Origin of the sequence: Wolbachia endosymbiont of Armadillidium arcangelii, from assembly GCF_040207875.1 — a bacterium.
In the GTDB taxonomy this organism is placed as follows: Bacteria; Pseudomonadota; Alphaproteobacteria; order Rickettsiales; family Anaplasmataceae; genus Wolbachia.
Genome location: NZ_CP157942.1, coordinates 26,941 through 39,577 on the forward strand (window position 1 = coordinate 26,941; position 12,637 = coordinate 39,577).

At 34.0% G+C, this 12,637-nt stretch carries 13 protein-coding genes; 10 read left to right on the forward strand and 3 right to left on the reverse strand.

Translation table 11 applies throughout. The annotated features are described in order from the left end of the window. Positions 1-268 precede the first annotated feature (268 nt). From ABLO99_RS00120 to ABLO99_RS00135, 4 genes are all read left to right on the forward strand, one after another. On the forward strand, positions 269-433 hold the full coding sequence (locus ABLO99_RS00120; protein WP_153295628.1) for a hypothetical protein: 165 nt from the start codon (positions 269-271) through the stop codon (positions 431-433). A gap of 137 nt (positions 434-570) precedes the next feature. Further along, positions 571-714 (forward strand): hypothetical protein, encoded by a 144-nt coding sequence (locus ABLO99_RS00125; RefSeq protein WP_153295631.1) that lies wholly within the window; start codon positions 571-573, stop codon positions 712-714. A 430-nt stretch (positions 715-1,144) separates the two neighbouring features. Then, complete coding sequence (locus tag ABLO99_RS00130) at positions 1,145-2,338, forward strand: pyridoxal phosphate-dependent aminotransferase (RefSeq protein ID WP_349967713.1); 1,194 nt, start codon at positions 1,145-1,147, stop codon at positions 2,336-2,338. Positions 2,339-2,386: 48 nt separating this feature from the next. Further along, complete coding sequence (locus tag ABLO99_RS00135) at positions 2,387-2,704, forward strand: multidrug efflux SMR transporter (RefSeq protein ID WP_349967714.1); 318 nt, start codon at positions 2,387-2,389, stop codon at positions 2,702-2,704. A 36-nt stretch (positions 2,705-2,740) separates the two neighbouring features. Here ABLO99_RS00135 and ABLO99_RS00140 read toward each other — a convergent pair whose 3' ends face one another. Then, positions 2,741-3,253 (reverse strand): hypothetical protein, encoded by a 513-nt coding sequence (locus tag ABLO99_RS00140; RefSeq protein WP_349967715.1) that lies wholly within the window; start codon positions 3,251-3,253, stop codon positions 2,741-2,743. A 221-nt stretch (positions 3,254-3,474) separates the two neighbouring features. Further along, positions 3,475-4,308 carry a transposase family protein gene (locus tag ABLO99_RS00145; RefSeq protein WP_349967716.1) on the reverse strand — a complete coding sequence of 278 codons (834 nt, stop codon included), beginning with the start codon at positions 4,306-4,308 and terminating at the stop codon, positions 3,475-3,477. A gap of 316 nt (positions 4,309-4,624) precedes the next feature. Between ABLO99_RS00145 and ABLO99_RS00150 the strand changes: the two genes are divergently transcribed. From ABLO99_RS00150 to ABLO99_RS00175, 6 genes are all read left to right on the forward strand, one after another. Next, the gene (locus tag ABLO99_RS00150; protein WP_047759616.1) at positions 4,625-5,854 is read left to right on the forward strand and encodes an MFS transporter; all 1,230 of its coding nucleotides are present in this window, start codon (positions 4,625-4,627) and stop codon (positions 5,852-5,854) included. An 82-nt stretch (positions 5,855-5,936) separates the two neighbouring features. Next, on the forward strand, positions 5,937-7,172 hold the full coding sequence (locus ABLO99_RS00155) for an MFS transporter (protein WP_349967717.1): 1,236 nt from the start codon (positions 5,937-5,939) through the stop codon (positions 7,170-7,172). An 82-nt stretch (positions 7,173-7,254) separates the two neighbouring features. Continuing rightward, the gene (locus ABLO99_RS00160; protein WP_349967719.1) at positions 7,255-8,472 is read left to right on the forward strand and encodes an MFS transporter; all 1,218 of its coding nucleotides are present in this window, start codon (positions 7,255-7,257) and stop codon (positions 8,470-8,472) included. A gap of 75 nt (positions 8,473-8,547) precedes the next feature. After that, positions 8,548-9,786 carry an MFS transporter gene (locus tag ABLO99_RS00165; RefSeq protein WP_349967720.1) on the forward strand — a complete coding sequence of 413 codons (1,239 nt, stop codon included), beginning with the start codon at positions 8,548-8,550 and terminating at the stop codon, positions 9,784-9,786. Next, positions 9,758-11,035, forward strand: a complete 1,278-nt coding sequence (gene glyA / locus ABLO99_RS00170; protein ID WP_349967721.1) for a serine hydroxymethyltransferase — start codon at positions 9,758-9,760, stop codon at positions 11,033-11,035. Before ABLO99_RS00165 ends, glyA begins: the two co-directional genes overlap by 29 nt. Positions 11,036-11,114: 79 nt before the next feature. Then, the gene (locus tag ABLO99_RS00175; protein ID WP_349968536.1) at positions 11,115-12,314 is read left to right on the forward strand and encodes a phosphoglycerate kinase; all 1,200 of its coding nucleotides are present in this window, start codon (positions 11,115-11,117) and stop codon (positions 12,312-12,314) included. 22 nt (positions 12,315-12,336) lie between these two features. On the opposite strand, the gene ABLO99_RS00180 is transcribed toward ABLO99_RS00175, so the two are convergent. Continuing rightward, positions 12,337-12,513, reverse strand: a complete 177-nt coding sequence (locus ABLO99_RS00180) for a hypothetical protein (protein ID WP_153295391.1) — start codon at positions 12,511-12,513, stop codon at positions 12,337-12,339. Positions 12,514-12,637: the final 124 nt, after the last annotated feature.

Below are 12,637 nucleotides of genomic sequence, written 5' to 3' on the forward strand. Positions count from 1 at the left end.
ATAGGAGAAAAAGATTCAGCAGTGATTCTGTTATAGAGTAAATATCTATCAAATAAATACAGCTTATACCACAAAGAATGAAAGTCAGCAACTGAATTGAATATAACAAGTTTCTAGGGGAAATATTTTTCGTTTCATTAATGAAGCGATTGGAAACTGGTATGAGAACAATCCAAAAGTGGCAGGTACATCTATAGTGATAAAGTTGTGGTTTTGATACACATATCTTTTTAGAATTGCAAGCAGTTGGTTTTATAAAAGGTTATAAATGGGTAAAGATCTCAAGGTCATCAGCTATACACAAGCTTCTAGAAGATTTAAAAAGCTTAACATAAAAATCAATGACTGCAGAGTTGATAAAAATAATATTGAAATTGCAATAGATAGCACTAGAATTAGTATTATAGCTATAACCATAATAAGGAGAATGTAAGAAAATATATAGAAAGTCACACGTTATTTTAAACATAAACAGTAAAAAAGTGATATGCATGTACAGCTACCGGCATGCCTAATGTTGAATAAAATAGGCAATAAACAAAATATTTTACCTGTTCTTCAGCTTATGATATGGTAAGTATATATAAACAATGCAAGCTGCAAGAAAACACGCAAGAGTCTATGAGAAAGCTATCAGAGAGAAATAGCAACATTAGTGTAATAAAATCATGTGAAAGCTATGAAAAAGGTAAAGAAAGATGGAAGAGGAAGTAAAATATGGTCTATACTGAATGCTTTTTTTATAGGTTAAAAGAGACATTTGGGTTTAGTTTAAAAAATAAATCTGAGATAAATAGGGAGAAGGAACTACTTATTAAATGCTACTTAATGAACAAATTTTTGGTATGGCTGAGTTCGAAATAGTAACATGAAATTATTTGTTCAGGAAAAAACTTCACTAGATATGCAATAAAGCCTAACGGGCTTATAAAGCGTTTAAGACATCACCCAACGTCAAATTTTAAAATAAAGAGTGAGCTACTTTGGGGCTTCTTTTGCCTTTTTTTACTTGGTAAATTTCTTAATACTTATACTAAATCAATTTAAAAGTACTTAAAAAATGTCAAACCTTGTACAAAATAATAAAATTTCTAGCTTTTTTGTTGTGTAGAGTTTATCATTTTTATTTAACTTTAGTGAGATTATGTCGGACCTTGCAAGAAGGATGTCTCTAATAAAACCATCACCTACAATCGCTGTGACCGATAAGGCAAATAGATTAAAAAGCGAAGGAAAGAAAATTTGCGTTTTAGCTGCAGGAGAGCCGGATTTTGACACTCCAGACCATGTAAAAAAGGTAGCTATTCAAGCGATAAATGAAGGCAAAACTAAATATACTGCTGTTGATGGAACGCGTGAGCTTAAAAACGCAATAATCAATAAGTTAAAAAGAGATAACAATCTAGAATATACACTGAACCAAATCTGTGTCGGCGCTGGCGCTAAGCAGGTGCTATTCAACTTATTTATGGCAACAATTAACTCTGGTGATGAAGCTATAATTCCAGCTCCTTATTGGGTTTCATATGTTGATATGGTAAGCCTTTTTGGTGGTCTGCCAATTATTGTAGAGTGCAAGCAAAACTTTAAGCTGACACCAGAATTACTGAAGAGCAAGATAACTAAGAAAACTAAATGGTTAATTCTCAACTCACCAAATAATCCGGCAGGAATTGTCTATGCATATGATGAATTGAAAAGCATAGCGCAAGTATTGCTTAAACATCCACATGTGAATGTTGTTACAGATGATATTTATGAGCGCATAGTATACGACGAAAAGTTTTTTACCATTGCTCGGGTTGAACCAGAGCTTTATGATAGAGTTTTTGTGGTCAATGGAGTATCAAAAGCCTATGCAATGACAGGATGGAGAATAGGGTATATTGCAGGTAAGAGTGATGTGATAAATGCTATCTCTACATTACAGTCTCAAAGCACTTCTAACCCAAACTCGATAGCACAAGCAGCAGCAGTTGAAGCATTAAACGGTGATCATAGTTTTTTGAAAGAAAGAACAAAAATTTTTAAAGATCGTAGAGATTTTGTGGTAAAAAAGCTAAATTCTGCTCCAGGATTGTCAGCATCTATTCCACAAGGTGCATTCTATTTGTTTGTTTCATGTGAAGGTTTATTGGGTAAGAGCACAAAAAGTGGTAAAGTAATAAGTAATGATCTTGATTTTGCTGAATATTTGTTGGAAGACCATTTAGTTGCTGTTGTTCCAGGAATTGCATTTGGTCTAGAAAATTTTATCAGAATTTCTTATGCAACCTCTCAGGAACAATTAGAAATTGGATGTAATAGCATTACTAAAGCATGTGAAATGCTAAGTTAACTTTTTAATATTCTTATGTATAATATATCAGTGAGATAGAGTTAATTTATGGCGTGGGTGTATTTACTATTAGCTGGTTTGGTTGAGATAATATGGACCACAGCACTAAAATATAGCAATGGCTTTACTCGTATTATACCTGTAGTAATTATTTTAGTTAGCGGTTCTGTGAGTCTTTACTGGCTGTCATTAGCAATGAAGTCTATTCCTCTTGGTACATCTTGTGCAGTTTGGACTGGTATAGGCTCTATAGGTGCAGCAATAATAGGAATAATGTTTTTTAATGACCCAGTAAGTTTTGGACGCTTGCTTTCTCTTACTTTGGTAATACTGGGTATTGTGGGCTTGAAGGTGTTTACTAAATAAAAGTTAGGTATATGAATAAGCTGTCTACAAAGTTGTCTATTTTACCATCTCAGGACTTTCTACTAGAGTTGCCTTGGATTTTTCGGTTCTCGAAGAGGGCATTCCTATTGATTTGGCAAGTACCTTTCTAATGTTCAATATTTCATTTTTCTCATTTTGTTGAGTTAAGTTAATATCGTTTATTTTATTCACTAAACCTTTTCCTTCCTTTAAAATTTTTAAATCGCTTTCGTTGATGTGATGTTCATTGTTAAATTCTGCAACGCTCTCTTTCTTCTTTAGATGAATATTTAGAAATTCTAACACCTGGTGTTTAGCAACAGCTTGAATAAATTTCTTATCGTGAAATCTTGAATCGTTATGTAGTTCTTCTAGGCTTTTATCATATTGTTTTGCTTCGTTTACAGTAAGTTTTATTATTTCTTCTACGCTGCTTAAAAGTTCTCTGTACAGCTTGTCGTATCTATTGCCTGTGTGTGCTGCAAATGTTTGCTCAATGTATTTTGTTATGTAGTTTTCTAGTGTGTTGTCTGCTGTGTTTATGTTCATTCACTCACCTTGCTTTTATATTATTTTACACACGAGAAGGTTAATATTTAGTTAACTGCAGCGTTTCTGATACTGAATTTCATTGAAAATTATATTATTCAAGATATAATCACTGTCACGAGGGAATAAAAGTGTAAATAAAATGGACTTTGTAACAAAAGACCTCCTGCGAAACGGGTAAGTAACAAAATAGGGTAAGAAAGTGTAGGAACAGAAACTAATTAAAAAGCATGCTTTAGATTAATAATAGCAGAGATAATATTAAATCTCATATTAAGTTTCTTCTGAAAATTGCGGTAAACGTGCGACATAATCTTGAAAATCTTGATCTCCCGTATCTTATTTTCTACTCTCATCCTAAACGATGCAAGCTTCTGATTATGCTCCTTTTGCTCTGCTGTTAGTAGCTTTTTGCGATATTTTTTATACGGTATCAAAACGTTACTCTGCAACTTTTGCCAACCTTGATAACCAGAATCAGCATATTTTATGCTATTAGTTGAAAGAAACTTTTCCTGTTTTCTTATGAGAAAATCGTGCACTCTACCTCTATGTGATTTTGACACAGACAAAATTTTCCCAGTTTCTTCTATAATAATTTCAGTCTTTATTGTGTTAGACCTTTTCTTCCCTGAATAGGATTTCTTTCGTTTCTTAACATCTTTAGGTCTTTGTATCGACTGCTCTGTAACATCTGCTAAAACCTTTAGTATCTTCTCTGGTGTCATTGCTCTATCCTTCTTGATCGTAATTTTTCTAGCTAGTAACGGTTCCATTCTTTTCAATAGCCGGCAAATATTGGAGTTGTGCAAATTAAACAAATAACCTAAAAATGGATGAGTTATATAAGTTCTATAATAAATCAATACACATAAAATTTTATCTTCTAATGTTCCAATGCGTGATTTCCTTCCATGGCATTTCTTCTCTTTTTCTATCCTTTCCCACTCTTGCCTAACTTTTTTCACTATTTTTTGAAATTCTTCTACTTTTAACCCTGTTAGTTGGCAAAAGATATAAGGTGTTTTTGCTATTTTTTCGTAACTTATTGTCATTTTACCTCTGCTAAATTTATTATTTTACATCCTTTTTTATCTCTCTCTTCCTTTTTCTCTACTTTCGCGGGGGGTCTAAAAATAAAACTTAAGGTAAAGATGAATAAAGGTAAAATCATAAACATCCTTATCATTTGTGGTGTAATTTTTTTCATATACCTTATTCATGAACCAGTTATAGATATGCTGAAAGAGATTATGAATAAAATAAAAGGTCTCTTTTAAAAAATATCCTCAGATTAGAGTAGACATTTAAAAGAGAGTTGCTTCTTGCTGATAAAATACCTATAATTCCAGCTTTGAGGTAAGACTAGCATTGCAGAGAAATTTTTTCATATGGTTGCTAGCATCGCTGTTCTATACATACCAATACATATTGCGTGTAATTCCAAATGTTGTAGTTCCTGAGTTGATGGTAAGGTTTAATATAGGAACAACAGAGATAGGACAATTTTGTGGACTATACTATATAGGTTATGTGTTAGCACATATTCCTGTGGGTATTTTGTTGGATAGGTTTGGTTCTAAAGTTGTTGTACCAATTTGCATAGCATTAACATCTTTAGGTGCTTTGCCTTTGGTTGTTTCCGACAATTGGAGTTGTTCTGTTGTTGGAAGAATAATTACTGGTATTGGATCCTCTGCTTCAGTACTTGGACTTTTTAAAGTGATAAGTATCTATTACTGCAGAGAAAAGTTTGCCGTAATGTTTAGTATATCAGCCATTATTGGCATTTCGGGTGGTATATTTGCCACTAAACCATTACATATCTTATTTGATAAATTTGGATGGGATTATGTGCTTATTGCATTTATAACACTTGGACTATTGCTTGCTTTAACTACTTTTATATCTATACCTAAAGCTGATACTTCAGATAGAGTAGATATTAAAAATTTAAGCAAGATTATATTCAATAAGAATGTTTTATTGGTAAGTTTGTTTGGTGGTTTTATGATTGGACCATTAGAAGGCTTCGCAGATGCGTGGTCCACAACATTCTTCTATGAGATGTATGCTATAGATAGACACGTTGCACATAGCATTTCAAAATGGATACTAATAGGCTTTAGTCTTGGAGTTTTATTACTTCCTCATGTATTAGCAAGGTATCCAGATAGGCACTATGAAATAATAATTTTTTGTGCCATGGCTATGATAATTATGTTCTTATTGCTTTTTATGTGCGATGTTAATCCACTGTTAGCATGTATATTGCTGTTCATTATCGGTTTTGCTTGTGCGTATCAAGTTGCTTTGACTGATAAAGTTGTGTCTTGTGTAAAAAATGATTCAGTAGCAAGCGCAGGGTCCATAAGTAATGCTATAGTTATGAGTTTTGGTTATTTTTTTCATACCGTTATTGCAGGCATAATGAATTTTTATTGGGATGATAAAATGGTTGATGAAATTCCATTTTATGGAGCTAATGTAATGATTAAATCTATGTCAATAATACCTGTATGCTTATTGATAGGGATGATAGGCTTCTTGTCGCTTAAAATTATAAGCTGCAAGAAGAGCTTGCCAAATTTAAAAAATTGATGTACTAAATCTGTTTCATGGGTAGGTTTTTGATGGTTTTCATAACTAAGGTGCCTATAATCCGAAGCTTGAGGTAAAATTGATGCTACAGAGGAATTTTTTAATATGGTTATTAGCATCGCTGTTCTATGCATATCAATACATATTGCGTGTAATTCCAAATGTTGTAGTTCCTGAATTGGTAGTGAGGTTTAATATAGGAATAACAGAAATAGGACAATTTTGTGGACTATATTATGTAGGTTATGTGTTAGCGCATATTCCTGTAGGTATTCTTTTAGATAGATTTGGTTCTAAAGTTGTTATACCGATTTGTATTACATTAACATCTTTAGGTGCTTTACCTTTAGTCAGTTCTAACGATTGGAGTTATTTTATTATTGGGAGAATAATTACTGGTATTGGATCCTCTGCTTCAGTACTTGGACTCTTTAAAATAATAAGAATCTATTACCATAGAGAAAAATTCGCCATGATGTTCAGCATATCGGTTATTATTGGCATTTTAGGTGGTGTATTTGCCACCAAACCATTACATGTCTTACTTGATAAGTTTGGGTGGGATTATGTATTTACTATGTGTATAATGCTTGGATTATTGCTTGCTTTAACTACCTTTATATCTATACCTAAGGTTGGTACCTCAGACGAAGAATTGAATATTAAAAATTTAAGCAAAGTTATATTTAATAAAGATATTTTATTGATAAGTTTGTTTGGCGGTTTTATGGTTGGACCATTAGAAGGCTTTGCAGATGCGTGGTCCGCAACGTTCTTGCATGAGATGTACGCTATAGATAGACACATTGCATATAGCATTTCAAAATGGATACTAATAGGCTTTGGCTTTGGGCATTTATTACTTCCTTACATATTAGCAAAAAATCCAACCAAGCACTATGAAATAATAATTTCTTGTGCTATGGCCATGATAATTGTGTTCTTATTACTTTTTATATGCAATATTAGTGAATTCTTGGCATGTATGCTACTATTCATTATTGGCCTTGCTTCTGCATACCAAATTGCTTTTACTGCTAAAGTTGTAAGTTGTGTAAAAAACGATGCAGTAGCAAGTGCAGGGTCTGTAGTTAATTCCATAGTTATGAGTTTTGGTTATTTTTTTCACGTCATTATTGCAAATATAATGAATTTTTATTGGAACGGTGAAATTATCGATGGAAAGCCATTTTATGGAGCTGATGTAATGGTTAAATCTATGTTAATAATACCTGTATGCTTATTGATAGGGATGATAGGCTTCTTGTCGCTTAAAATTATAAGCTGCAAGAAGAGCTTGCCAAATTTAAAAAATTGATGTACTAAATCTGTTTCATGGGTAGGTTTTTGATGGTTTTCATAACTAAGGTGCCTATAATCCGAAGCTTGAGGTAAAATTGATGCTACAGAGGAATTTTTTAATATGGTTATTAGCATCGCTGTTCTATGCATATCAATACATATTGCGTGTAATTCCAAATGTTGTAGTTCCTGAATTGGTAGTGAGGTTTAATATAGGAATAACAGAAATAGGACAATTTTGTGGACTATATTATGTAGGTTATGTGTTAGCGCATATTCCTGTAGGTATTCTTTTAGATAGATTTGGTTCTAAAGTTGTTATACCGATTTGTATTACATTAACATCTTTAGGTGCTTTACCTTTAGTCAGTTCTAACGATTGGAGTTATTTTATTATTGGGAGAATAATTACTGGTATTGGATCCTCTGCTTCAGTACTTGGACTCTTTAAAATAATAAGAATCTATTACCATAGAGAAAAATTCGCCATGATGTTCAGCATATCGGTTATTATTGGCATTTTAGGTGGTGTATTTGCCACCAAACCATTACATGTCTTACTTGATAAGTTTGGGTGGGATTATGTATTTACTATGTGTATAATGCTTGGATTATTGCTTGCTTTAACTACCTTTATATCTATACCTAAGGTTGGTACCTCAGACGAAGAATTGAATATTAAAAATTTAAGCAAAGTTATATTTAATAAAGATATTTTATTGATAAGTTTGTTTGGCGGTTTTATGGTTGGACCATTAGAAGGCTTTGCAGATGCGTGGTCCGCAACGTTCTTGCATGAGATGTACGCTATAGATAGACACATTGCATATAGCATTTCAAAATGGATACTAATAGGCTTTGGCTTTGGGCATTTATTACTTCCTTACATATTAGCAAAAAATCCAACCAAGCACTATGAAATAATAATTTCTTGTGCTATGGCCATGATAATTGTGTTCTTATTACTTTTTATATGCAATATTAGTGAATTCTTGGCATGTGTGTTACTATTCATTATTGGCCTTGCTTCTGCATACCAAATTGCTTTTACTGCTAAAGTTGTAAGTTGTGTAAAAAACGATGCAGTAGCAAGTGCAGGGTCTGTAGTTAATTCCATAGTTATGAGTTTTGGTTATTTTTTTCACGTCATTATTGCAAATATAATGAATTTTTATTGGAACGGTGAAATTATCGATGGAAAGCCATTTTATGGAGCTGATGTAATGGTTAAATCTATGTTAATAATACCTATATGCCTACTAATAGGAATGATAGGCTTTTGGTTACTTAAAGTTATGAGCTGTAAAAAGAGCTAGGCAGATTTAGATGATTAATATAGTATTGCTTTTTATAACTAAAGTATCTATAATCCTAAATTTTAGCTGAGATTCATGTTGCAGAGGAATTTTTTAATCTGGTTATTAGCATCGCTATTTTATGCATACCAATATATATTACGCATAATTCCAAACATAATTGCGCCTGGATTGATAACAAAATTTAACATAAGTATTGCAGATGTTGGTCAATTTGGTGGGCTGTATTATATAGGCTATACGCTTGCTCATATACCTGTTGGTCTTGCGCTTGATAGATTTGGGCCAAAGTTTGTTTTGCCTGCATGTATTGTTTTAACGTTTGCTGGGACGTTGCCGCTGATATGCTTTGATCAGTGGTATTACTCAATACTTGGTAGAATGATTGTTGGAATTGGATCATCTGCTTCAGCAATTGGGCTCTTCAAAGTTGCAAGCATGTATTTTTCACAAGAAAAATCAGCAAGGATGGCTAGCTTATCCATAATAATAGGGTTACTGGGAGCAATTTATGGTGGATTACCTCTAGATTTCTTGCTCAATAAATTTGGTTGGAACTATGTTATATACACTTTCTCAGCGTTTGGTTGCTTGCTTGCCCTACTTTTATTCTTAATAACGCCAAATAGTAACATAGAGGAGAGTAGAAATGACAACATACTTCAAGATTTAAAAACTGTACTTTTCAATAAACATATCATTCTAATCAGCTTTTTTGGTGGCTTAATGGTTGGACCACTAGAAGGTTTTGCTGATGGTTGGGCAAAGGCGTTCTTATGTGAAGCATATCAAATGACTGGAGATCTGGCATCTTCGCTTTCCTCTCTTATGTTTATAGGAATGGGAGCGGGATCATTCTTTTTAGCTTATTTACTGGAGAAGTATCCAGACAAACATTACGAGGTGATTATTGCGTGTTCTTTTGCAATGATCGCTAGCTTCCTCTTGCTTTTTACACAAGTTGGCGGTTTATATATTGCACTACCTACACTTCTTGTTATCGGCTTTGCATCTGGGTATCAGGTAATTACTATTTACAAGGCAATAAGTTATGTAAATAATAACTTGGTAGGCTTAGCTACGGCTATATCAAATATGATAGTTATGGTTTTTGGCTATTTTTTTCATACTGGAATTGCAAAGATAGTAGACTTGTGTTGGGATGGGATGGTAATACAAGGAAATCCTGTGTATGGTACTGAGTTGCTAGTCAAAGCAATATCAGTTATTCCTGTATGCCTGCTTTTGGCTGTTTTTGGATTTATGTGGTTAAGGAAAAGGGCTTATGACAAGTGTTTCAGAAAGGATTTATGACTCTGAAAGTAGTCTAAAGTCTTTTGATAATGAAATTTATCAATCTATAGAAAAAGAGCTGCAACGCCAAAAATCGCAGTTGCAACTGATTGCATCGGAGAATTTTGCAAGTAAAGCAGTGATGGAAGCACAAGGTTCTTTTCTGACTAATAAATACGCAGAAGGTTACCCTGGTAAGAGATATTATTGTGGTTGTGAGTATGTGGATGAAATTGAAAGTCTAGCTATAGAAAGGCTTTGTAAGCTGTTTGGTGTTAAATTTGCGAATGTTCAACCTCATTCTGGTTCTCAGGCAAATCAAGCAGTGTTTGCTTCACTGCTTGCTCCAGGTGATACAATACTTGGATTGTCACTGAACTGTGGTGGACATTTAACTCACGGTGCAGCACCAAACCTTTCTGGTAAGTGGTTTAAGTCGATTCAGTATACAGTTAATAGAGATACTTATCTACTCGATATGGACGAGGTAGAAAAGCTAGCGCTGGAGCATAAACCGAAGCTAATCATTGCTGGTGCTTCTGCTTATCCAAGAAAGATAGATTTCGAGCGCTTTCGCGAAATTGCGAATAAAGTTGGTGCGTACTTGCTTGCAGATATTGCCCATTATGCGGGACTTATTGCGGCTGACGAATATCCGTCTCCTGCTGAACATGCGCATGTTATGACTTCTACAACTCATAAAACTCTACGAGGTCCTCGTGGCGGAGTGGTAATGACAAATGATGAAGCATTACATAAAAAAATTCGGTCTGCAGTTTTTCCAGGATTGCAAGGTGGACCACTTATGCATGTGATAGCTGCAAAAGCTGTTGCGTTTAAGGAAGCATTAGCGCCAGAGTTTAAAACTTATAGTAAGAAAGTTGTGGAGAATGCAAAAGTGCTAGCTCAAGCGCTGCAAGGGCATAGTCTCGACATTATAACTGGTGGCACTGACTCTCATATAGTGCTAGTTGACTTAAGATCACGAAAATTGACCGGAAAAGACGTTGTGGATAGCCTTGAAAGGGCTGGCATTACCTGCAATAAAAACTCCGTACCATTTGACACAGAGAAACCAACTATTACTTCAGGGCTACGTTTTGGTACCGCTGCTGAGACAACGCGCGGACTTGAGGCAGAAGATTTTAGAGAAATAGCTGATCTAATAAATGAAGTAATTCAGGGATTAATTGATGGAAATAGCACTGATATTGAAAGAGCAGTAAAAAATAAAGTTGAAAGGGTTTGTAGTAATTTTCCTATTTATTAATTTATTTGGCATTCAAATTTCCTTCCTTTACTTTGGATTAAACTATTGTATAGTGATTTTATAGCTCCTTAATTTTATGATAAATGTACCTAGCATAGAGAGTTGTGATTTTCACAATAAAAATGTTCTGCTCAGGGTTGACTTCAATGTTCCTATAAAAGATGAAAGAATTTGTGATTCTACTCGTATTTTAAGAGCGCTACCTACCATTCAGTATTTGGCAAATGCGGGTGCAAAAGTTATTATTACCTCACATTTTGGGCGTCCAAAAGCCAAAGACAGTAACTTATCGCTAAAAAACGTAGTTGAAACTTTATCGCAGCTGCTAAGCAAAGAAGTGGAATTTGTTGATGATTGTATTGGTGAGAGAGTACAAAGAGCAATAAATGCGATGGGTAGAGGAGATATAATATTACTAGAGAATCTGAGGTTTTATAAAGAAGAAGAGCAGAATGACTCAAATTTTGCTAAACAATTAGCATCTCTAGCAGATATATATGTAAATGATGCATTTTCTTGCTCTCACAGAGCTCACGCTTCTATTTCACGCATTACAGAATTTTTACCTTCTTATACAGGATTTTGCTTGCAAGATGAGCTAAAATATCTTGAGCAAGCCATATCATTTGACGCTAAGCCTATTACTGCGATAGTCGGTGGAGCTAAAATATCAACTAAAATAAAAATGCTTATAAAGCTAGCAGAAAAGGTTGATTACCTTATTCTGGGGGGGGCAATTGCTAATAATTTTTTGTTATTTAATAAAGTGAATATAGGCAAATCTTTTTTTCAAAATGGCGTTGATGACCTTTTGCATGATATCGTTGAAACAGCAAGTGAAAATAATTGTAAAATAGTTGTGCCTGAGGACGTTCTAGTTACAGTAAACTCTGATTATAGCACTAGCATTTTAAGAAAAACCGAATCCGTTTTGGACGGTGATATAATTTTAGATATCGGACCTCAAACTTTAAGCACAATAAGCGGTATAATAGCAAGCAGTAAAACTCTACTATGGAATGGGCCTATTGGTGTTTTTGAACATTCAGCTTTTGCAAATGGTACAGTGGAGGTGATGAGAGTAGTAAGTAATTTGACACACAAAGGAAAATTAACCAGCATAATAGGAGGAGGAGATAGCCTATCTGCAGTAAATGCTGCAGGTCTTACCGATAAAGATTTTACGTATATTTCAACTGGTGGAGGAGCATTTTTAAGTTGGCTAAATGGTGATAAGATGCCAGGACTGCGATCGACTGACCTTACCCAGAAAAAGTAGAGAGGAAGTTAAGGCATTTTTATTATGAAAATGATGAATCAAATTTCTCAGGAATGCAATGTAGAATGTCTACGCTGTTTGTTATAAAAATTTCTATGTACTCAAATATAGCAGTTCTAGTTTGCTGAGCAGAGTGTTGCGAAGTATCATCAATAAGAAGCTCCCGTTTGAGTGAGCTTTTCAATAACAGAGTTGTCATAACAACAGCCTGTATGCTGGAAATGATGTTTTTTGTGTTCAGCAAAAACTGATAATTTTTAGAGGTAAACCTTGATCACTATGAAACAGTAGATCTTTGGCGGGTTTGCGTTTATTAACAGCCA

Excerpts from the sequence above, each read along its gene's own strand:
- ABLO99_RS00155 (WP_349967717.1), top strand. The coding sequence starts at position 5,937 with ATGCTACAGAGGAATTTTTTAATATGGTTATTAGCATCGCTGTTCTAT.
- ABLO99_RS00180 (WP_153295391.1), bottom strand. The coding sequence starts at position 12,513 with ATGACAACTCTGTTATTGAAAAGCTCACTCAAACGGGAGCTTCTTATT.
- glyA (WP_349967721.1), top strand. The coding sequence starts at position 9,758 with ATGACAAGTGTTTCAGAAAGGATTTATGACTCTGAAAGTAGTCTAAAG.
- ABLO99_RS00160 (WP_349967719.1), top strand. The coding sequence starts at position 7,255 with ATGCTACAGAGGAATTTTTTAATATGGTTATTAGCATCGCTGTTCTAT.
- ABLO99_RS00125 (WP_153295631.1), top strand. The coding sequence starts at position 571 with ATGGTAAGTATATATAAACAATGCAAGCTGCAAGAAAACACGCAAGAG.
- ABLO99_RS00130 (WP_349967713.1), top strand. The coding sequence starts at position 1,145 with ATGTCGGACCTTGCAAGAAGGATGTCTCTAATAAAACCATCACCTACA.
- ABLO99_RS00145 (WP_349967716.1), bottom strand. The coding sequence starts at position 4,308 with ATGACAATAAGTTACGAAAAAATAGCAAAAACACCTTATATCTTTTGC.
- ABLO99_RS00165 (WP_349967720.1), top strand. The coding sequence starts at position 8,548 with ATGTTGCAGAGGAATTTTTTAATCTGGTTATTAGCATCGCTATTTTAT.
- ABLO99_RS00135 (WP_349967714.1), top strand. The coding sequence starts at position 2,387 with ATGGCGTGGGTGTATTTACTATTAGCTGGTTTGGTTGAGATAATATGG.
- ABLO99_RS00120 (WP_153295628.1), top strand. The coding sequence starts at position 269 with ATGGGTAAAGATCTCAAGGTCATCAGCTATACACAAGCTTCTAGAAGA.
- ABLO99_RS00140 (WP_349967715.1), bottom strand. The coding sequence starts at position 3,253 with ATGAACATAAACACAGCAGACAACACACTAGAAAACTACATAACAAAA.